Annotated in this window: 20 protein-coding genes; 4 read left to right on the plus strand and 16 right to left on the minus strand. The window is 64.0% G+C overall.

The genetic code is table 11. From position 1 onward, the window contains the following. Positions 1-18: 18 nt before the first annotated feature. A complete protein-coding gene (locus ABEA06_RS00355; protein WP_303383196.1) occupies positions 19-900 on the plus strand; it encodes a 1,4-dihydroxy-2-naphthoate polyprenyltransferase in 882 nt (293 codons plus the stop codon). A 22-nt stretch (positions 901-922) separates the two neighbouring features. Here ABEA06_RS00355 and ABEA06_RS00360 read toward each other — a convergent pair whose 3' ends face one another. Then, a complete protein-coding gene (locus ABEA06_RS00360) occupies positions 923-1,201 on the minus strand; it encodes a DUF4229 domain-containing protein (protein ID WP_303383195.1) in 279 nt (92 codons plus the stop codon). A gap of 161 nt (positions 1,202-1,362) precedes the next feature. Here ABEA06_RS00360 and ABEA06_RS00365 point away from each other — a divergent pair, with 161 nt between their 5' ends. Beyond that, the gene (locus ABEA06_RS00365; RefSeq protein WP_303383194.1) at positions 1,363-1,926 is read left to right on the plus strand and encodes a PLD nuclease N-terminal domain-containing protein; all 564 of its coding nucleotides are present in this window, start codon (positions 1,363-1,365) and stop codon (positions 1,924-1,926) included. 26 nt (positions 1,927-1,952) lie between these two features. On the opposite strand, the gene ccsB is transcribed toward ABEA06_RS00365, so the two are convergent. From ccsB to ABEA06_RS00420, 11 genes are all read right to left on the minus strand, one after another. Then, positions 1,953-3,074: a c-type cytochrome biogenesis protein CcsB gene (gene ccsB, locus ABEA06_RS00370; protein ID WP_303383193.1), complete on the minus strand. Its 1,122-nt coding sequence runs from the start codon at positions 3,072-3,074 to the stop codon at positions 1,953-1,955. 7 nt (positions 3,075-3,081) lie between these two features. Continuing rightward, complete coding sequence (gene resB / locus ABEA06_RS00375) at positions 3,082-4,764, minus strand: cytochrome c biogenesis protein ResB (RefSeq protein WP_345310199.1); 1,683 nt, start codon at positions 4,762-4,764, stop codon at positions 3,082-3,084. After that, positions 4,761-5,519 (minus strand): cytochrome c biogenesis CcdA family protein, encoded by a 759-nt coding sequence (locus ABEA06_RS00380; protein ID WP_345310200.1) that lies wholly within the window; start codon positions 5,517-5,519, stop codon positions 4,761-4,763. Before ABEA06_RS00380 ends, resB begins: the two co-directional genes overlap by 4 nt. Beyond that, on the minus strand, positions 5,516-6,157 hold the full coding sequence (locus ABEA06_RS00385) for a TlpA family protein disulfide reductase (protein WP_345310201.1): 642 nt from the start codon (positions 6,155-6,157) through the stop codon (positions 5,516-5,518). The genes ABEA06_RS00380 and ABEA06_RS00385 overlap by 4 nt, the downstream gene beginning before the upstream one ends. Positions 6,158-6,198: 41 nt before the next feature. Then, on the minus strand, positions 6,199-6,870 hold the full coding sequence (locus ABEA06_RS00390) for a histidine phosphatase family protein (protein WP_312395022.1): 672 nt from the start codon (positions 6,868-6,870) through the stop codon (positions 6,199-6,201). Between the two features lie 110 nt (positions 6,871-6,980). Beyond that, on the minus strand, positions 6,981-7,280 hold the full coding sequence (locus tag ABEA06_RS00395) for a glutaredoxin family protein (RefSeq protein WP_303383317.1): 300 nt from the start codon (positions 7,278-7,280) through the stop codon (positions 6,981-6,983). 65 nt (positions 7,281-7,345) lie between these two features. Further along, a complete protein-coding gene (locus ABEA06_RS00400; RefSeq protein WP_005504750.1) occupies positions 7,346-7,444 on the minus strand; it encodes a 30S ribosomal protein bS22 in 99 nt (32 codons plus the stop codon). Positions 7,445-7,598: 154 nt separating this feature from the next. Further along, positions 7,599-8,384 (minus strand): FadR/GntR family transcriptional regulator, encoded by a 786-nt coding sequence (locus ABEA06_RS00405; protein ID WP_190781234.1) that lies wholly within the window; start codon positions 8,382-8,384, stop codon positions 7,599-7,601. 86 nt (positions 8,385-8,470) lie between these two features. Further along, the gene (gene gdhA, locus ABEA06_RS00410) at positions 8,471-9,811 is read right to left on the minus strand and encodes an NADP-specific glutamate dehydrogenase (protein ID WP_303383316.1); all 1,341 of its coding nucleotides are present in this window, start codon (positions 9,809-9,811) and stop codon (positions 8,471-8,473) included. A gap of 42 nt (positions 9,812-9,853) precedes the next feature. After that, positions 9,854-10,672, minus strand: coding sequence for an ArsR/SmtB family transcription factor (locus tag ABEA06_RS00415; protein WP_345310202.1), 819 nt, complete (start codon positions 10,670-10,672; stop codon positions 9,854-9,856). A 44-nt stretch (positions 10,673-10,716) separates the two neighbouring features. After that, positions 10,717-11,928: an acetoin utilization protein AcuC gene (locus ABEA06_RS00420; RefSeq protein ID WP_345310203.1), complete on the minus strand. Its 1,212-nt coding sequence runs from the start codon at positions 11,926-11,928 to the stop codon at positions 10,717-10,719. A gap of 137 nt (positions 11,929-12,065) precedes the next feature. On the opposite strand from ABEA06_RS00420, the gene ABEA06_RS00425 reads away from it, so the two are divergent. Both ABEA06_RS00425 and ABEA06_RS00430 read left to right on the plus strand, forming a co-directional pair. Continuing rightward, complete coding sequence (locus tag ABEA06_RS00425; RefSeq protein ID WP_303381692.1) at positions 12,066-13,505, plus strand: TrkH family potassium uptake protein; 1,440 nt, start codon at positions 12,066-12,068, stop codon at positions 13,503-13,505. Next, a complete protein-coding gene (locus ABEA06_RS00430) occupies positions 13,498-14,166 on the plus strand; it encodes a potassium channel family protein (RefSeq protein WP_303381691.1) in 669 nt (222 codons plus the stop codon). The genes ABEA06_RS00425 and ABEA06_RS00430 overlap by 8 nt, the downstream gene beginning before the upstream one ends. Positions 14,167-14,216: 50 nt before the next feature. On the opposite strand, the gene proC is transcribed toward ABEA06_RS00430, so the two are convergent. From proC to topA, 4 genes are all read right to left on the minus strand, one after another. Next, positions 14,217-15,056 carry a pyrroline-5-carboxylate reductase gene (gene proC, locus ABEA06_RS00435; RefSeq protein ID WP_345310204.1) on the minus strand — a complete coding sequence of 280 codons (840 nt, stop codon included), beginning with the start codon at positions 15,054-15,056 and terminating at the stop codon, positions 14,217-14,219. A 208-nt stretch (positions 15,057-15,264) separates the two neighbouring features. Further along, a complete protein-coding gene (locus ABEA06_RS00440; RefSeq protein WP_345310205.1) occupies positions 15,265-16,071 on the minus strand; it encodes a sugar phosphate isomerase/epimerase family protein in 807 nt (268 codons plus the stop codon). Next, positions 16,071-17,048 (minus strand): Ppx/GppA family phosphatase, encoded by a 978-nt coding sequence (locus tag ABEA06_RS00445; protein WP_303381688.1) that lies wholly within the window; start codon positions 17,046-17,048, stop codon positions 16,071-16,073. Before ABEA06_RS00445 ends, ABEA06_RS00440 begins: the two co-directional genes overlap by 1 nt. 41 nt (positions 17,049-17,089) lie before the next feature. Continuing rightward, entirely contained in the window at positions 17,090-19,966 is a 2,877-nt protein-coding gene (gene topA / locus ABEA06_RS00450; protein WP_345310206.1) for a type I DNA topoisomerase, read from the minus strand. Positions 19,967-19,971 lie beyond the last annotated feature (5 nt).

The raw sequence follows: 19,971 nt of genomic DNA on the forward strand, positions 1-19,971 counted from the left end.
GTTTTCGGAGGTACATCCGTGGCCACGCCAGCACAGTGGGTCGAGGGCGCACGACTCAGGACCCTGCCCATGGCCACGGCTCCCGTAATTGCCGGCACCGCCGCCGCCCAGCAAATGCACGCCGCGCACCTGGGGCACGCCGGGTTGGCGCTGCTCGTGGCACTGTTCCTGCAGGTCGGCGTGAACTACGCCAACGATTACTCCGACGGCGTGCGCGGCACCGACGATGACCGCGTGGGCCCGCTGCGGCTCACCGGCTCCGGAGCAGCGCGGCCCGCGCACGTGAAGCGCGCGGCCTTCTTGTGCTTCGGCCTGGCGGCCCTGGCAGGTGCCGCGCTCGTGGTGCTGTCCCAGCAGTGGTGGTTCGCAATCGTGGGTGTCGCCGCCGTCTTCGCGGCCTGGGGGTACACCGGCGGCAAGAAGCCCTACGGCTACCTGGGCCTGGGCGATATCTTCGTGTTCATTTTCTTCGGACTCGTGGCCACACTGGGTACAACGCTCACGCAGGCCGGTCGGCTGAACCTGGACGCCTGGCTCATGGCGATCTCCACGGGCTTGTTCGCGTGCGCCCTGCTGATGGCCAATAACGTTCGTGACATCCCCGGTGACCGCGAGGTGGGCAAGAAGACCCTGGCCGTCCGGCTGGGCGACCCGACCGCCCGCCTGACGTTCACCGCGGAGATGGCCGTGGGCATGTTGTTGCCGCTGCTGTTGGTGCCGTACAACCCGTGGGTCCTGCTCGTCTACGCAATGACCCCGCTGGCCCTGGCGGCCAGCGCCACGGTGCTCAAGAGTGGTGAACGCCGGGCCTTGATCCCCGTGCTCAAACAATGCGGGCTGGTGAACCTGGGCTTCACCGTGCTCTACGCGTTGGCCGTGCTGGTCAACCAGTACGTCTAACCCCGGGAAGTCCGTCCAGGACTCAGATGTCCCTGCGGGCCTGCTGGTCCGTGTAGGAATCCTCGATTTCTTCGTCCTCCAGGGCCACGCGGTTCTTGGGCTTGGGAGCGCGGTCGATCCAGCGGTGAAAGTCCTGGCTGGCTGCCAGGTGCAGTTTGGGGAAAAAGATGTAACAGATCGCAAAAGCGGCCACCACCGCCGCGATGCCGGACAGGATCAGCCCCGCACCCACGTACATGGCGATCACGAACACCACGATCAGGATGCCCAACCGCAACAGGGAGTACTTGAGGAAATTCACGCGACCCAGTCTACCGGCACGCCCTGGACGCCCGCCCCATGCTGCTCATGCTGCTCCAGCACGCGATCATCATCGCAACATGTCATCACCGGCTTCGCCCATGACATAACGCCCAGAAACCGATGCGCTGGCCCTCAGCATGCTGCCCTAGGATTGGCACCATGGGCAGAGCGATACTCATTATCGGAGCAGGCGCCCTCGCCGTGGGTGTGATCATTTATTCACTCATCGAATGCGCCCAAACAGAGAAGTACAAGGTCAGGTCCATCCCCAAGGGTGCGTGGATCCTGGTGATCCTGCTGCTTCCCGTCATTGGCGCGGTCCTCTGGTTGTTCTTCGGCCGTCCCAAGAAGGAGGAGCCCGGCAACCAGCCGCAGCGCGGTCGCGGCCCGGACGATGACCCCCAGTTCCTGCGGAACTTGGAGGAGCGGCGTCGGCAGCAAGCGCATGAGCGCAGGCTCCAAGAGTGGGAGAACGAGCTCAAACGAACGGGACGTCCCCCGGGAGAAAAGCCTCAGCCGCTGGACCCGGATGACCCCCGCCTGAGCGGAGAGGTCCCGGACCACGAGGAAGGCGCCGCCGAGGCAGACACGCAGGGCGAGAAACACCCCGGCAGCGACTCCCCCGGGGATGGTGGGAGCACCGCAGCCGGCGCCGGGGAGGACGGCCCGTGGGACACCGATGAGGGCCCGGAACCGGACACCGCCCCCGGCCATCGCGCCTAGGAATCGACGCGAAACCGACTACCTGCTTACAGGCCCGAGTACGAGTGCAGACCCGGGAAGTACACGTTGACCACGGTGAAGTTGAAGACCACGCAGATGTAGCCGGCGATCGACAACCACGCGGAACGGTTACCGTTCCACCCGCGGGTCACGCGGGCGTGCATGTAGGCGGCGTACACGGTCCAGATCACGAACGTCCAGACCTCTTTGGTGTCCCATCCCCAGAATCGGCCCCAGGCCTGATCGGCCCAAATGGCACCGGCGGCGAGGGTGAAGGTCCAGAACACGAAGCCCACGGAGTTGAGGCGGAACGCAAAGTTCTCCAGGGTGGTCGAGTTGGGGACAACGCGCAGGAACCCCAGTTTGGTGTCCTCACCCGTGGTCACGTTCTTCTCGCGACGGGACTGCAGCAACTGCAGCACCGCCATCGCGAACGTAATGGTGAACAGGCCGGATGCCGCCACGGCAATGGACACGTGAATGATCAGCCAATAGGACTGCAGCGCCGGGGGCAACGGGGAAACCGGGGTGGGGAAGGCAATGGTGGCCGCGCACAGCATGAGCAGCACCAGCCCGGAGACCATGGGTCCCACAAAGCGCAAATCCTTGAAGATCAATGTGACCAGGTAGACGCCCGCCACCACCAGGGCACCCGTGGAGCAGAACTCGTACATGTTGGCCCAGGGAACGCGGTCCGCGGCAATACCACGGGCCACCACGGCGAAGGCGTGCAGCAAAAAGGCGATGCCCATGACCACCACGGCCGCACGGGCGGCAGGGCGGCTGACGGAGTCCTTGTAATTGAGGGCCTCGAACTCGTCCGCGCCCTTGGTTCGCGCGTCGGCGGTGGTGCGGAACTCGCCGGCCACGGAACCGTTGCGAGCGCCGTCGTGGCCCACAGTGCGGCCGGAGGAGGCCGCCGAGACGCTCACGGAACCACCGCGCGAGGTTGCGCCCACGAGCTCCTTGGAATCCTCCCGGCCCACGGCGCTCTGCCGTTGCGCGGCGCGCTCAGCTTCACCGATGGCCTTGGAGTGCGAGGCCATGTCCCACACGAAGGCCACGAACGCGACCAAGTAGGTGAAGGCCGCCAGGAGCATGAACCACTCGCTCCAGACACCTAACGTTTCGTTGATATTGCTACCCATAAATCACTCACGCCTTATCTGACGAGTTGAGGGGGAAGTCGCGCACACCGCGGTCTTCCCACAGCGAGGTCCACAAACTTGTCAGCTTTTCCGCTTCCGCGCCCAGGCGGTGATCCTCACCGCGAGCCAACAGTCCGTATTCCAGAACAGTACACTGCACGCCATTGTGGTCCTGGCCCACATACGCGCGCACCCACGCCCTGCGACGGGCGATGAACAGGGACATGATCAGTCCCACGAAAGCGGCCACGAACGAGATGAACGCGGGGATGCGTCCGGGGTCGTTGTGGATGTCCAATCCCACATACCGCTTGACGTCCACGAACTCAATGGTGCCCTTGCCGTCCGGCAATTCCGCCGAGCGGTTGGCGCCGTCCAAGGTGATGGCGCCGTTGTCGGACATCATCGAATTCATCTCGGTCAGCGAATCCACGTCCAGCACGTAGACGTTCTGGGATTCACCGTTGTCCAGGCCCAAGTCACCGAAGTACGAAGACATGATCAGCACCGGATTGCTCAGTCCCGGGTCCACGGAGCGGGGCATCGAGCCCTCGTCCATGACCGCGGTGGGCAGCAACAGGCCCACGAAGCCGAGCTGGTCCGGGGCGGCGTCGGGCACCTTGAGCACGAGCGAGGACGTGTAGACGGAGTCGGTGGGGATGGTCACCACGGGGCCCTCGTAGGCCAGATTTCCTTGGCCGTCCGTCACTCGGATCACCGGTGCGTAGCCGTTGCCCACAAGGTACAGCTTGGTGCCGCCCACGTTGAGGGGCTCGTTGACCTTGAGCTTCTCGCTCTTCTCCTCCGCGCCGGGTTCTTCGGTCACGGTCACGTCCGCCTCGAAGTCCGTGGGGGCTCCGTACTGCGCGGGGTCCGTGGTGTCGCGGTGGAAATCGGCCTGGAAATTGTCCAAGCGCACGGAGAACGGGTTGAGCCAGTCCGCGCTGAAGTTGGTACCCGGGGTGAACGAGTCGTAGGCGACCAGCGTGTTCACAAAGGATTCGTCCTCGATGATGATCTTCTGACCCTTGTAACCGAACAGCGAACCAATGGCCACGGAGATCAGCACACCCAGCAGCGCCACGTGGAAGAGGATGTTGCCCACTTCCTTCCACATGCCGCGCTCGGCACCCACGGACGGCGTCTCGCCGTCCAGATCGCGGGCCTCTACGCGGTAGCCGCGCTTCTTGAGCGCCTTGGTCGCCTCCTGGATCGCTTCCGACGGCGACGGCGCTTCGGCGCCGTCACGTCCGCCCAACAGTACGCGGCGGTACTGGGGCAGGCGAGTGAGCCGCTTGGGGGTGCGCGGCGGCTTGGCGCGCCACGCCTTGTAGTGCTGGGCCGCACGCGGGAGCACGCAGCCAACCAGGGAAATGAACAGCAGCAGGTAGATCGCGGAGAACCAGTAGGACGAAAAGACGTCGAACAACTGGAACCGGTCCAACCACGGGCCAGAGGTTGGGTTGGCCTCGATGTAACTGTTGACCGCGTCCGGGTCCTGGATGCGCTGCGGGAACATCGATCCGGGCACCGCGGCAATGGCCAGCAAGAGCAGCAGCACGAGTGCCGTGGACATCTTGGTCAGCTGGGTCCACGCCCACCGGAGCATTCCCAGGGGGCCGAGGGCGGGCACCGCAACGGAATCGCTGCCACTGCCCTTCTGGTCGCGTTCATCGCGCACCTGTGTCATATCGGCATCACCCAATCGGTAACGAATTCGGCCTGGATCCAGGAAACCAGTGCGGACCATACTCCCGTGGCCATGGCCAGACCAATCAGGACGAGCACGGCACCGCCCACGCGCTGAAGCGTGAGACGGTGACGGCGGAAGAATGTCATGGCACCCATCCCCCGGCGCAGGGCCAGGGCAATGAGGACGAACGGGATGCCCAGTCCCAAACAATAGGCGCTCGTGAGGATCACGGCCTTGCCCGTGGAGGCACCGTCCACGTAAACCAGCGCCTGCACGGCGGCAAAGGTGGGGCCAATGCACGGAGCCCACCCCAACCCGAAGGTCATCCCCAGCAGGGGTGCACCCCACAGACCGGGCGGTGGCCGGCGTTCGATTTTGCGGTCACGCTGGAACCACGAGAAACCGCCCATGAACACGATGCCCATGAGGATCACCAGGATGCCCAGCACCACCATGATCCACTGCTGCCCCAGGAACCAGGCGAACGCACCCAGTTGGGCCAGCACCACGGACATCACCACGAATACCGCGGAGAAGCCGAGCACGAACAACAGCACGCCCATGAACACGCGGCCGCGCTTCTGGTCCTGCAGGTCCACACCGGTCAGGCCGGTCACGTATCCCAGGTACCCGGGGACCAACGGCAGCACGCACGGTGACGCGAAAGAGACGAGTCCCGCGAGCAGCGCCACGGGTAGCGCGGCAATCAGTGAACCGTCGAGGATGACCTCGGCGAAGGGATTGCCGCTCATACCGTCTCGGCCACCGTGTCCTTGATGAGGGCGTTCAGAGTGGAGTGGTCGGCTTTGCCCAGCACGCGAGCCGCCACACGGCCTTCGGAGTCGAGCACCAGGGTGGTGGGAACGGCCTGCGGCGGAACGTAATCGCTCAACGCCAGCAACACTTCACCGTTGAGGTCCGAGGCGGAGGGGTAAGGAATCTCGAAGGTTCGCTCGAAGGCTTCGGAGGTGGCCTGCTGATCGCGCAGGTTCACGCCCATGAATGTGGCGTCACCCTCGTAGTCCTTTGCGAGGCTCACCAGATCGGGAGCCTCCGCGCGGCACGGCGCGCAACCTGCGTACCAGAAGTTCAGGACGGTGGTTTCGCCGCGCAAATCCTCAGCGGAAACGGTGGAACCGTCGAACATCTTGGCCTCGAACTCGACCGGTTCGCCGCGCTCACCGGGTGCGTATTCACTCACGGAACCGTCGCCGGCCACATAGCCCTTGTTGCCGCCTTCGCTGGCCTGCTGTGCCAGATTGTCCGATTCGGAGCCGCCGCACGCGGTCAGTACCAGCGCGGCGCACACGGACAACGACGCCGCCGCGACGCGGGTGCGCGAGCGGCGGGATCGGACGGGTTGAGCGGAACGGACTCGGGCCAATTTCACGGGTATGTCACCTGACGCTACGGGGTGGGATTCGGGAGTAATTATGAGCCGGGAAGCTGGTTGACCCCTGGGTAGAGGTGGGCTGCCGGTTCCCGGTAATTCAGCCGCGGAAGCACCGGTTCTGTCACGTCGTCGAAGGTCAGGGACGTGATGGACGCGAGGTTGCACTGACGGCGTCGGGGATCGTGCGGCAGCGGCCGCCCTTCGACCGACAAGCGTGTCAACCAAATGGGTAACTGGTGGGACACCGCGATGGCCTGAGCGCCGTCGCCACCGATCTCCACCGCCCGGCGGGCCAGATCGCGGACGGCCTCGGCCATGCGGGTTACCTGGTGCCGGTAGGGTTCGCCCCACGAGGGACGCAGCGGGTTGAGCATGTAGGGCCAATGCTTGGGATGGGACAGTACTTTCTCGTCCACATGCAAACCTTGGAAGTGATTGCGGGGTTCAATGATGCGCTCTTCGGTGACCACGTCCAATCCCAGCTCACGGGCCACGGGTGCCGCGGTCTCCCGGGCTCGGGTCAGTGGGGATGACGCCAACACAACGTAGCGGTCCCCCTGGTTCACACGAGCCCTGAAGTCCGCGGCGGCGGCTTCGGCCATGCGCGCCCCGAGCTCGGACAAATGGAAATCCGGCATGCGTCCGTAGACGATCGCATCAGGGTTGTGGACCTGGCCATGGCGCAGCAAATGAACGGTGGCGGAGGACATAATGACAGTCTCTCAAAACCCCGGCCACCGCCCAATTCAGGGGCCTCCAAGGCAACGACCGCGAACCGTGGAGGCCCGCCCGCTGCGTGGCCCAGGATTCCCCGCCTCCGTCAGCTCAATACGTCGCGCAAACGCCGCTCGTCAATGCGCAGCTGATCCCACGGGACCCCGTCCACGAACACGACCGGGATGAAATTCGCGTAGTCGCGCAGCAGGGCTGCATCCGTGGTGATGTCCACCTCCGAGAACTCGCTACCGGTGTCCTGGCACGCGGCTCTGACCACGGTGCGCGCGTCCGCACACAAGTGGCACCCGTCCTTGGTGAGCAACGTCACGTGATGAGCGGGGGCAGCTGTCGTCCAATTTTCTGCAGACAACAGGGGCTTCTGGGGATTCCGGGGCAAGCTCATGGGCCCATGCTACGGGCACGCAAAAGGCCCCGCTCCTGGGGAACGAGGCCTGCCGCGATGTCGCTTTACTTCTTGTTGCGACGCTGGTGACGAGTCTTACGAAGCAGCTTGCGGTGCTTCTTCTTGGACATACGCTTGCGGCGCTTCTTAATGACTGAACCCATAGGATCCCTCGCATTGTTGTAGACGATGACTGTTTGAACGGGTCGCGCCTGAACGCCACCCCGCCGGCCGGCTAACCGGACGGCAAAATCCGCATGAACGGCAAACTATTGATCCACCCTACCGCCTGAGCACCGATTCCCTGAAAATGAGCGCTCACGCACTGGCCTGACGGGCCTGCTTCAGACCCACGGGTGGATTGCCCCTCGACTCCGCCGCATCACCGTGATCATCGATCTCACCGTCGCGGCCGCGGTCCGGATCGAGCCCGGCCTCCCGGTACTGGAAAGTGATGTGTTCGATGGTCAAGCGAGATGCCATGTGGAAGTCACCCGCCTCCAACGCGCCGAAGATCGCACGGTGCTCGGCACGGATCCGGCTGGTTGTGGTCGACCACAACGGAACATGACCGACCAGGGCCATGGTGTATTCGTACATGGAATCGCGCAGCGCCGTGAAGAGCGCCGTGATGGCCGTATTTCCGCAGGACTTCACCAGCGCGATATGAAAGCTCACGTACAAATTGTGGAATTGCTTCAGACCCACATCATCTCGGTCCATTTCCACCATGATGGATCGCAATTCGGAAACGGGAACGTTAGCTTCCGTGGCATTCTCCAAGGCCCAGGATTCCAACTGCACCCGCGCCTGAACAATGTCACGCAACGGATACTCGGAAGTAGCCATGTGTAGCCGCAACGCGGGCCCCGCAGAAGCGGCCGGCTCTCGCACCAGAATGGGCAGGATGGAACGGTGCGGGCCGTCGAACAACTTAATGATGCCCCGAGCCTCCAGCTCCTTCAGGGTCTCCCGCATGGAGTTACGTGAGACCCTGAAGATCGCCGCGAGGTCTTTGTCGATGGGCAACTGCTGACCCAGCACGAGGTTGCCGTCGAACAGCTCGTTCTCAAGCCATTGCAGAACCTCACGATGCGTTGCCATGGTCACCAACCTCAAGTCATGTGTCGAGCACGTGCCAACCACGGCAGGTGCTTCGACTCACGAGCTTACTGGGTATCGCTGAAAAATCAGATCAGACCCTGGGCCGACATTGCGCGTGCCACCTTGATGAATCCCGCAATGTTGGCGCCGGCCACATAGTTACCGGGCATTCCGTATTCATCGGCCGTTTCAGCGCAGCGGTGATGAATTCCGCGCATGATTTCCAGCAAACGCTGCTGCGTGTAGTCAAAGGTCCACGAGTCGCGAGAAGCATTCTGCTGCATTTCCAGAGCGGACGTGGCCACGCCGCCGGCATTGGCCGCCTTGCCCGGAGCGAAGAGTACGTTTGCGTCCTGGAACATACGGATCGCTTCGGCGGTGGTGGGCATGTTGGCTCCCTCGGCCACGACCTCCACTCCGTTGGCCAACAGCTTCTTGGCCTGACGGCCGTTGAGCTCGTTCTGGGTGGCACACGGCAACGCCACGGAGCCGGGAACATCCCACACGGAACCGTCGGAGATGAATCGTGCACGACCGCCCTTGCGCTCGGCGTACTGGCTGATGCGTGCGCGCTCCACCTCCTTGACCTGCTTCAGCAGATCCAGGTCGATGCCATCGGGATCCATCACGTACCCGCTCGAATCGGACGCGGTCAGCACCTTGGCACCCAACGACTGCGCACGCTCAATGGCGTAGATCGCCACATTGCCGGAACCGGACACGAGCATTTCCCGGCCGTCCATGTCCTGGCCGCGGGTCTTGAGCATCTCTTCCGCGAACATCACGGTGCCGTAGCCGGTGGCTTCGGTGCGCACCAGCGAACCGCCCCAGGCCAAACCCTTACCGGTGAGGACACCGGATTCGTAGCGGTTGGTGATGCGTTTGTACTGGCCGAACAGGTAACCGATCTCACGGCCACCCACACCGATGTCACCCGCGGGGACGTCCGTGTACTCGCCGATGTGGCGGTACAGCTCGGTCATGAAGGACTGGCAGAACCGCATGATCTCGGCGTCGGAGCGACCGGAGGGATCGAAGTCCGAGCCACCCTTACCGCCGCCAATGGGCATGCCGGTCAGGGAGTTCTTGAAGATCTGTTCGAAGCCCAGGAACTTGACGATGCCCAGGTAGACCGAGGGGTGAAAGCGCAGTCCACCCTTGTAGGGGCCCAGTGCGGAGTTGAACTCCACGCGGAAGCCGCGGTTGATCTGCACGTGGCCGTTGTCATCGGTCCAGGGCACGCGGAAAATGATCTGTCGCTCGGGTTCGCAGATCCGTTCCAGGATGGCCGATTCGAGCAGGTCCGGGTGGCGCGCCACCACGGGGCCCAGCGATTCGAAGACTTCGTCCACTGCCTGATGGAACTCGGACTCACCGGGGTTGCGAGCAATCACTGCTTGTCGAATCGGAATCAGATTCTCGTGCATGGGTCTCCTGCCGTCTATCGGTTGTAGGTGCTCACCGAGCCATCATCGCCGCGGGCTGCGCCCACGACGCCGGAACCCGGTGAGAGTGGACAGCAGACCGCTCTGACGCCGGTGTGCGCCTCCGCTGCGCACAGGTGGAATCCCGAATTCGGGTTTCGTGGAGTTCGAACCATCGGATTCGGCTGAATCCGCGCTGGGCTCAGCGGAAGTAACGTCGGTGTTGGCTCCCACACTAGCGCCTGTGACGTCCACCTCCGCGCCCAAGGCAACAGCATCGGGAAGGGTGGAACTGTTGGATACCTCGGGGTCTTCCAGAAGTTCTTGCACATTTTTAGGCTCCGAGGGTTCTGGATCATCCGAGATCACATCAACCACGGGGGCTTCTGCAATCTCGGGCTCGAGCTCCACGGATTCGGAAGTTTCGTCGCGGACGGTCTGCCCGTCATCCTGCGCGAGTTCTTCCATGACCTCCGGTGCGCCGAACCAGGGGAGAGTGCGCGGTTCGTCAATGGCAACGGGGGCCGCCTCGGGGGTTCCGGTTAGTTCGTCCGTCGCCGGCCCTTCGGAGTCCGTGGGTTCCTCGGTGTCCACCGGGTCTTCGGTGGCCGACAGCAGATCCTCGATCCAGGCGGTCACCTCGCGCAGGGGCTGCGCTTGGACGCTGTAGTAGCGCTTCTGCCCCTCAGCGCGCGTTGCCACCAGTCCCGTATCCCGCAGAACCTTGAGGTGCTTGGACACGGTGGGCTGGGAGACTTTCAGTTCTTCGACCAACTCTCCCACCGGACGGGAGCCGTGGCGCAGTGCGGACAGGATCCGGCGCCGAGTGGGGTCGGAAAGAGCTGAATATGAATCGTTGGCCATAGGATTCACCCTAAACGTGAACCCCGACCGGGCCCCAATCAGTCTCAGTCGTACCAGGGGTCCAGGCCCCAGTGGGGGAAGACTTCCTTGCGGGTGGCCATGATGGAGCGGTCGGTCTCGTCGTTGGGGTCGAATCCGATCTCCCAGGATCGCCACCACAGGTCCACGTTGTCACCCATCATTTCGGGTGCGTGGCCGCCGTATTTCTCGGTCATGTACGTGCGCCATTCCTGCGGAACGGGCGTGGTCACCGCTACGGGATGACCACTGGAAACACCCACCAGGTGCGCCCAGGAGCGCGGCACGGCGTCGTGGCAGTCGTAGCCGCCTCCACCCGTGGCGATCCACCGGCCCTCGCACATCTCGTCCGCGAGATCGGAGACTGCCAGGGCGATCTGCCGCTGCCCGTCGATGCTTACACGCAGGTGGGTCAGCTCGTCCTGGAAGTGGGAATCGCAACCATGCTGGGACACGATCACTTCGGGACGGAACTCGCGCACCAACTGGGGCACCACGGCGTCGAACGCGCGCAACCACTGGGAGTCGTCCGCGCGCGTGGGCAGGGCCACGTTGATCGAGGTACCTGCGCACTGACCCTCTCCGATCTCGTTGGCGAAACCCGTTCCGGGAAACAACGACAACCCGGTCTCGTGCAGAGAAATGGTCATGACCCGAGGGTCCTCGAAGAAGATCGACTGGGTGCCGTCACCGTGATGGCCGTCCACATCGATGTAGACCACACGCTGCACCCCGTTGTCCAGGAGGTGCTGAATGGCCACCGCGCAATCGTTGTACACGCAGAACCCGCTGGCCTTGTCCTTGGCGGCGTGATGCATGCCGCCGCCAAAATTCACGGCGTGAACGGCCCTGCCGTCCAGGATGTCCACGGCCCCCTGGTAGGTGCCGCCCACCAATCTGGCGCTGGATTCGTGAATACCTTCGTACGCGGGGGTGTCCTCGGTCCCCAACCCGCATTCCGGAATTTCTTTCGTGGGATCGGCAGACACTTCATGTACCGATTTCACGTAGTCCGCGGTGTGAGCCAGCTGGAGGACCTGGTCATCCGGAACTTCTGGGACCTCGACCCGAACATTCTCTGCGGTGTCCAGGCCCAGTTGCTGCACCAATCGCATGGTGGCGTCCAAGCGGGACGGGCGCATGGGGTGGTAATCCCCGAAGTTGTACTGGAGCAACTGGGGATCCCAATAAACACTGGTGGGGTACACGGCACCTTTACCGTTTGTTGCGGGGCTCACACGACCATTAGATCATTGACCACGCCTCACTGGGCCGTGGTTCGCACTGTGACGGTGGATTTAGGGCAATAATGTGCTGACTGCTCGTGCGCGGGCCCACTATCAGTACATCGGAATGCGACGTTGGAGGAGGTGCGGTGAGCGAGTTGGAAGAGGCCGATCCGGCCCCGGAGCACCCCCCGTCCAATCGTGACCCGTTCCCCACGCGGATGGCACTCGGGGTACGGGATTTCGTGGACGGAATCGCCAACTCCTCCCCCGCGAGGCTGGCGGTCATGGTCTTCGTCATAGTGGATCTGGCCTTTGCCACGTTGTTGTGGTTGCCCGTCTCGGCGGCTCCGGGGAAGAACACCGGCGCCGCGGACGCCATATTCACCGCAACCTCCGCCGTGACCGTGACCGGATTGACCACGGTGTCCACCGCGGATCAGTGGTCCCTGTTCGGCCAGGTGATCATCCTGGTGGCGATCCAGATCGGCGGTCTGGGCACCCTGACAATGACCTCCCTCTTGGCCCTGGCCATCGGGCGGAAACTGGGCCTCAAATCCAAACTGATCACCCAGGAGGCGCTCAACATCGGGCGGTTGGGCGAGGTGGGTTCGCTGCTGCGCATCATTGTGGTGACATCGATTTCCATTGAGGCGGCCCTCACGGTGGTGCTGACCGTGGGCTTCCTGGTGGCCGGGGAACCACTTCATATCGCCCTGTGGCACGGGGTGTTCTACGGGATCTCGAGCTTCAACAACGCCGGGTTCACTCCGCACAGTGACGGTCTGGTGCCCTACGACCACACCGGGTTGGACTCCTGGCTGATCCTGTTCCCCATTTGCATTGGCGTGTTCATCGGCTCGCTGGGTTTCCCCGTGATCCTGGTGCTGCGCGAAGCAGGGTTCCGGTTCACCCGCTGGAATCTCAACGCCAAGCTGACGCTGTTGACCACCGGAATCCTGTTGCTGGTCGGCTGGCTCCTGTTTTCGAGCTTCGAGTGGGACAACACCGCCACAATCGGTACCAAACCCGTCAGCGAACGCATTTTTCATGGTTTTTTCGCGTCCGTGATGATGCGCTCGGGCGGTTTCAACCTGGTGGACATGACCGACACCTCCCAGGTGACCCTCTTACTCACCGACGCCTTGATGTTCGTGGGTGGCGGTTCGGCATCGACCGCCGGTGGCATCAAAGTGACCACGTTGGCCGTGGTGTTCCTGGCAATCCTGGCCGAAGCGCGCGGTGACAAATCCGTGATTGCGTTCTTCCGCACCATCCCCGATTCCGTGCTGCGCATTGCCATCTCCGTGATCATGATGGGCGCCACCGTGGTGCTCACCGGTTCCGCGATCCTGGTGGAGCTCACCGGCCGCCCGTTGGACCACGTATTGTTCGAGGTCATTTCCGCCTACGCGACGTGCGGACTCAGCGTGGGAGTTTCCGCGGACGCCCCCGATGCCGGAAAATATGTTCTGGCGATCATCATGCTCATCGGCCGTATCGGCACCAACACGGTGGCCACGGCACTCGCGCTGCGCTCACGGCGTCGGTTGTATTCCTACCCGGAAGAAAGGCCCATCATTGGCTAAGAATTCATCCCACTCCGCACCGGTCATGGTGATCGGTCTGGGTCGTTTCGGGTCCGCCACCGCCTTGCAACTGGTGCGACAGGGCAATGAGGTCCTGGGAGTCGAAAGGGACGCCACCCTGGTCCAGAAGATGTCCGGGCAGCTGACGCACGTGGTGGAGGCGGAAGCCACCGATATCGACGCCCTACGTCAGGTGGGCGCCACCGATTTCACCGCAGCGGTCGTGGGTGTGGGCACGTCCATTGAATCGTCCGTGTTGATCACCGCCAACCTGGTGGACCTGGGCATCGACCGGATTTGGGCCAAGGCCATCTCCCCCGCCCACGGCAAGATCTTGGCGCGCATCGGCGCCCATCACGTGATTTTTCCGGAGGCCGACGCCGGCCGCCGCACCGCGCATCTGGTGTCCGGGCGGCTGTTGGACTACATCGAATTCGACGACGACTTCGCGATCGTCAAGATGTACCCGCCCCGTGAGACCCAGGGCTTCACGCTGGGTGAATCGGACATCCGCTCCAAGTACGGCGTGACCGTGGTGGGTGTTAAATCCCCCGGTGAGGACTTCACGTACGCCCGCCCGGAAACCATGGTGACGTCGCGGGACCTGCTGATCGTCTCGGGCCACGTGGACCTCATTGAGCGCTTTGCCGCGCGACCCTAGCCCGGCCGGTCGATCCGACCCGATCCACCGCACCGGCTGGATGACGGGTCTCAGTGCCCGCAGTACTCCTGTTCCATCTCGTCCCCGCGCTCTGCCGAGGCTGCCGCACCGGCGGCGATCACGTCCTTGAGACTGCGTTCGTCAAACGTGTTGAGAGCCTTCTCGGTGGTGCCGCCGGGACTCGTGACGGCTTTGCGCAGGGCGGCGGGATCGGCGTCGTCGGGGCTAAGCAGCACCCCCGCGCCCGCGACCGTCTCCTTGGCCAGCACGCGCGCGACGTCGCTGGGCAGCCCGAGCTCCTCGCCCGCCCGCTGCATGGCCTCGGCCAGGTAGAACACGTACGCGGGCCCGGACCCGGAGACACCGGTGACGGCTCGGACCAGGTGCTCCTCGACCTCGACCACGGTGGCCACGGAGGAGAGCACCTCCTTCACGACGTTGAGTTGGTCCGGGGTGGTGTGGGTTCCGGGGGTCACCGAGATGACGCCGCGGCCCACGCTGGAGGGGATGTTGGGCATGGTGCGCACCACGGGTTGCCCCTGGGGCAGCGCTTTCTCGAGTGCGTCCAGGGTGATGCCGGCCGCCACGGATGCCACCACGGTCCCGGGCTGCAGTACCGGGGCGATCTCGCGCGCAAGGTCCAGGATCGCGTAGGGCTTCACGCCCAGCAGCACGACGTCCGCGTCCTTGACGGCCTCGAGGTTGGCCCTCGCGTTCTCCTCCCCGGACAGCACGGTGACACCGGTGTCCTCGCTCAGGGTCTGAGCCGAGGACGCGGACTTGGTGGTGGCGCGCACGCGTTCGGCGGGCGTACCACCGGCCAGGACTCCGCGCAGGATGGATCCGTTCATGGATCCCGTACCGAGGAAAGACAGGACGAGCTCGCTCATGCGAGTGCTCCTTTCAATGACGAATCTGGGCCTCTCTCGACCGTATCGCGCCGGCGGAGGACTGGAAAATACGCGGCGGAACCGTTCCCGACCAGCCCGGCCCAGGATTGTCAGAGGAACATCAGGCAGCGCCCTGCTCGTTCCCCACCTGGGCTCTTAGGCTGATCCCACCTCAATTGGTGCGAGTGGATATCCAGGAAACGGTCCCCTAGTCCGTTTCCTCCATGTGCCGGCGAGCGAACGCCAAGGATTCGGACAACCAGGCGTCCCGATCGTCGGCATTTTTGGCTTTTCGGGTGGAAACCTCCACACCCACCACTCCCCGCCAGCGGGTGTCGCGCAGGTACTGCAGTGTCTGCGCCACCGGCTGCACTCCGTGCCCGGGCAGCAGGTGCTCATCCGCCATGGTTTCCCCCGAGCCGTCAGTGAGGTGCACGTGGCCCAGGCGGGAGCCCAGTTCCTGCACTGCCGCCAGGGAATCCATGTGTGCGGTGGCCGCGTGGGAGAAGTCCCAGGTGACCCAGTCGTAGTCCTGACCCAGCGGGCTGTAGTGCGGTGAATACACCACTGCCTCGCGGCCCGCCACACGCCACGGGTACATGTTCTCGACCGAGATCTTGATGCCCGTCATCCGGGACACCTCGCGCACACCCTGCACGAAATTGCGCGCGTACTTGGCCTGCCATCGGAACGGCGGGTGCACCACGACCACCTCGGCGCCCACCTGTTCGGTGAGTTTGGCGGCCATTTGAATCTTGGTCCAGGCCTTGCCCCAGACCTGCTGGGTGAACAACAGTGTGGGCGCGTGAATCGTGGAGATGGGCACCTGGTACTCCTGGATGTGATTCAGGAGTTGGTGAGTCAGCTGGCTCATGCGCTCGTGGGTGACGAGCACTTCCACGCTGTCGTAACCCAGGCGGTGAGCGGCGTCGAACGTCTCGGGCACGCCCTTGGGGTAGAGCGAGCTGGTGGACAGCGCCACGTGCGGACGATACGGATCCTCGTTCTGGGACATCACTTGGCCACCAAATTCTTGGGGTTGACGGTGTGGATCGCTGCCCCGGTGGTCAACCGGTCCAGTCGGCGCAGAATGAGCCCTTCGCGCAACGCCCACGGGGAAATACGCAGGGTTCCGATGTCGAGCATATCCATTGCGGTTTCGGCCACGATAGCGCCCGCGAGCACCTGGGCCGCGCGATGTTCGGAGACACCCGGCAGTTGGGCGCGCTCGGAAACGGTCATGGCCTCCATCCGCCGGGTCCACAACCGCAAGTCTTCCGCATGCATGGTGCGCGGTACGTAGGGTCCCTGGGCCGACGGCGCCGCGCCGCAAATGCGCGCCAGTGACCGGAACGTCTTGGACGTCCCCACGACCAGGTCCGGGCGGCCACCCCTCTCGACCTTCTCCACCGCGGGCTTCAACGTGGTGCGCACATGCCTGCGCAACTTCTTCACGTCTGCCGGTGAGGCGGCGTCGCTGCTGCCCAGGAACGTTCGGTACATCCGCCCGGCGCCCAGCGGGACCGAGGTGGCCACGGTGGGTAGGGCGTTGGTGCCCACGGCCATTTCGAACGAGCCACCGCCGATGTCGAAGTCCATGATGCGCCCGACACCCCACCCGAACCAGCGGCGGACGGCGTAAAAGGTGATTGCGGATTCCTGATCGCCGGAGATCTCCGTGAGGGTGACTCCCGACCGGGACTGCACGTGGTCCAGCACATCGGCGCCGTTGGCGGCCTCGCGAATGGCAGATGTGGCAAAGGCCAGCAGGTCCTCGGCGTCGTGGTCCACCGCGAAGTCTCGTGCCTCGATCACGAAGGCCGTCAACAGGTCGCGCCCGTGATCGGTGATCCGCCCCTGCTCGTCCTGGTGTTCCACGAGCCGCAAGGCCATTTTGTGGGACGCGTACGGTTCCGGCTTGGACCCCGGATACACATCCAACAGGAGCAAATGGACCGTGTTGGAGCCAACGTCCAGGACTGAGAGCCGCATGTGGTTCCTTTACTCGACCGCGGGTCGTGGCCCGCGGTGGATTACTTCTTGCTGGCTGATGCCTTGCGGGTGGTCGTGGCCTTGGCCTTGGTCCCCGCCTTGGCCTTACTCGCGGTCTTGGACTTCGGTGCGGTTGTGGACTTCGTGTCGGTCTTGGTGGAGCGGGCGCGCGTGGTCGTCTTCTTGGGGGCGGGGCCCTTGGCGCGCTTCTCGGCCAGCAACTGGGACGCGCGCGCATTGGTCATTTGCTCAATGCTTTCCGCGCGGGGAACTGTCACGTTGGTCTCACCGTCCGTGATGTACGGACCGAAACGACCATCCTTGATCACCATGTGCTTCTCGGTGATGGGGTCCGCGCCCAGATCCGCAAGCGGTGGCTTGGCCGCTTGACGGCCGCGCTGCTTGGGCTGGGAGTAAATGGCCTTGGCCTCCTCCAGAGTGATCGTGAAGATCTGGTCCTCGGAACCGATCGAACGGGAATCCGAGCCCTTTTTCAGGTACGGGCCGTAGCGGCCGTTCTGCACGGTGATGGTCTCACCGTCAGTGTCCGCACCCAGGTCCCGCGGCAGCGACAGCAGCTTGAGGGCGTCCTCCAGGGTCACGTCCTGCAGCCTCATGGACGAGAACAAGGACGCCGTGCGGGGCTTGGGCTTCTCGATCTTCTTGGGCTTGGGGTTGCCGTTCTTGTAGTACTCGGTGGGGATCGCGTCGAGCTCGTCCTGAGTGGGCTCGGGGACGAGCTCCGTCACGTAGGGACCGTAGCGGCCGTCCTTGGCCACGATCATCCGACCGGAATCCGGATCGACCCCCAGCTCCCGGCCGTCCGCCTTGCCGATTTCCATGAGTTCCTGGGCCTTGGCGGCGTCCAGCTCGTCCGGGGCGAGGTCCAGGGGAACATTGGCGCGCACCGGGTCGGTGATCTCCCCGGTCTCCGGGTCGACCGTTCCGGCCACCTCCAAGTACGGCCCGAACTTACCCACGCGCAGGGTGATCTCGTCCGTGATGGGGATCGAGTTCACCGCGCGGGCGTCGATCTCGCCCAAATCCTCCACGATGGGCTTGAGGCCGTGTTCCTTCTGACCGTCTCCGAAGTAGAAACCGGTCAACCACTTGACCCGTTCTTCCTCGCCGCGGGCAATGCGGTCCAGGTCATCTTCGAGCTCGGCCGTGAAGTCGTAGTCCACGTAGTCCGTGAAGTGGTCCTCCAACAACCGAACCACGGAGAAGGCCAGCCACGACGGGATCAGCGCGGATCCACGCACCTGTACGTACCCGCGGTCCATGATCGTGGAGATCGTGGCCGCGTAGGTGGACGGCCGACCGATGCCCAGCTCGTCCAAGGTCTTCACCAGCGAGGCCTCGGTGTAACGGGCCGGCGGGGTGGTGGTGTGACCGTCCGCGCTGACGTCGGTGGCGTCCAGGGCATCGCCCTCGGCCATGACCGGCAGCCGCTTGTCCTCGTCCTTGCCTTTACCCGAGGTGGTTTCGGGATTCTCGTCCTTGCCTTCCTCGTACGCGGCCAGGAAGCCACGGAAGGTGATGACCGTACCGGAAGCCGAGAACTCGGCGTCGGCGCCCGAAAGCTCACCGGCGGCCGAGGATGCCGAGGCACCCAACCTGACCGTTGCGGTCGAACCCTTGGCGTCCTGCATCTGGGACGCGACGGTGCGTTTCCAAATCAATTCGTACAGCTTGTACTCGTCCACCGACAACTGCGAGCGAACCTGCGAGGGGGTGCGGAACGAGTCGCCCGCGGGTCGCACGGCCTCGTGAGCTTCCTGCGCGTTCTTCGACTTGGAGGAGTACACGCGGGGCTTGCCCGGCACGAAGTCCTCGCCGTAGAGCTCCTTGGCCTGGCGGCGGGCGGCATTGATGGCCTGGTCGGACAGTGCCACGGAGTCCGTACGCATGTACGTGATGTAGCCGTTCTCGTACAGCCGCTGCGCCACGCGCATGGTGGTGCGGGAGGTGAAACGCAGCTTACGCGCAGCCTCCTGCTGCAGCGTGGAGGTGGTGAACGGCGCGGCAGGCCGGCGGGTGTAGGGCTTGGTCTCCAGCGATCGAACCGTGAACTCGGCGTCCTGCAGGCCGGCGGCCAGCGCGGTGGCCGCAACCTCATCCAGATGAGCCATGCCACCATCGCGGGCGGACTTGAGTTCGCCGCGATCGGAGAAGTCCCTGCCCGTGGCCACGCGCTGGGAGTTCAGGGACGACAGGCGAGCGGTGAACCCGCGGCCTGCGTCCTGACCCTCGGGACGGGCGAACGTGCCGGTGAGGTCCCAGTAATCGGCGGAGACGAACGCCATGCGCTCGCGTTCACGCTGCACCACCAGGCGGGTGGCCACCGACTGCACGCGGCCGGCGGACAGGCCCGAGGACACCTTGCGCCACAGCACCGGGGAGATTTCGTAGCCGTAGAGCCGGTCCAGGATGCGGCGGGTCTCCTGGGCGTCCACGAGGTCCTTGTCGAGTTCGCGCAGCTGCCCGAACGCACGCTCGATGGCTTCTCGGGTGATTTCCGGAAAGGTCAGTCGGTACACCGGGACCTTGGGCTTGAGCACCTGCATCAGGTGCCAGGCAATGGCTTCGCCTTCGCGATCGCCATCGGTTGCGAGGTAGAGGGCGTCGGCGTCCTTGAGCTTGCGCCGCAGCTCGGTGACCTTTTTCTTCTTGTCCGGGTTGACCACGTAATACGGGTCGAATCCGTGTTCCACGTCCACCGCGAACTTGCCGTACGGGCCCTTTTTCATGTCCGTGGGCAGCTCAGAAGGCTGCGGCAGGTCCCGGATATGACCCATCGAGGATTCGACCTCGTAGGCGTCACCGAGATAACCCGCAATTGTTTTCACCTTGGACGGTGACTCCACAATCAGCAGGCTCTTGCCGGTCTCAGCGTTCTTGGTGGCCTTAGTTGGCACGGTAC

Origin of the sequence: Kocuria gwangalliensis, assembly GCF_039544365.1 — a bacterium.
In the GTDB taxonomy this organism is placed as follows: Bacteria; Actinomycetota; Actinomycetes; order Actinomycetales; family Micrococcaceae; genus Kocuria; species Kocuria gwangalliensis.

Excerpts from the sequence above, each read along its gene's own strand:
- ABEA06_RS00365 (WP_303383194.1), top strand. The coding sequence starts at position 1,363 with ATGGGCAGAGCGATACTCATTATCGGAGCAGGCGCCCTCGCCGTGGGT.
- ccsB (WP_303383193.1), bottom strand. The coding sequence starts at position 3,074 with ATGGGTAGCAATATCAACGAAACGTTAGGTGTCTGGAGCGAGTGGTTC.
- resB (WP_345310199.1), bottom strand. The coding sequence starts at position 4,764 with ATGACACAGGTGCGCGATGAACGCGACCAGAAGGGCAGTGGCAGCGAT.
- ABEA06_RS00380 (WP_345310200.1), bottom strand. The coding sequence starts at position 5,519 with ATGAGCGGCAATCCCTTCGCCGAGGTCATCCTCGACGGTTCACTGATT.
- ABEA06_RS00390 (WP_312395022.1), bottom strand. The coding sequence starts at position 6,870 with ATGTCCTCCGCCACCGTTCATTTGCTGCGCCATGGCCAGGTCCACAAC.
- ABEA06_RS00395 (WP_303383317.1), bottom strand. The coding sequence starts at position 7,280 with ATGAGCTTGCCCCGGAATCCCCAGAAGCCCCTGTTGTCTGCAGAAAAT.
- ABEA06_RS00400 (WP_005504750.1), bottom strand. The coding sequence starts at position 7,444 with ATGGGTTCAGTCATTAAGAAGCGCCGCAAGCGTATGTCCAAGAAGAAG.
- ABEA06_RS00405 (WP_190781234.1), bottom strand. The coding sequence starts at position 8,384 with ATGGCAACGCATCGTGAGGTTCTGCAATGGCTTGAGAACGAGCTGTTC.
- gdhA (WP_303383316.1), bottom strand. The coding sequence starts at position 9,811 with ATGCACGAGAATCTGATTCCGATTCGACAAGCAGTGATTGCTCGCAAC.
- ABEA06_RS00415 (WP_345310202.1), bottom strand. The coding sequence starts at position 10,672 with ATGGCCAACGATTCATATTCAGCTCTTTCCGACCCCACTCGGCGCCGG.
- proC (WP_345310204.1), bottom strand. The coding sequence starts at position 15,056 with ATGAGCGAGCTCGTCCTGTCTTTCCTCGGTACGGGATCCATGAACGGA.
- ABEA06_RS00440 (WP_345310205.1), bottom strand. The coding sequence starts at position 16,071 with ATGTCCCAGAACGAGGATCCGTATCGTCCGCACGTGGCGCTGTCCACC.
- ABEA06_RS00445 (WP_303381688.1), bottom strand. The coding sequence starts at position 17,048 with ATGCGGCTCTCAGTCCTGGACGTTGGCTCCAACACGGTCCATTTGCTC.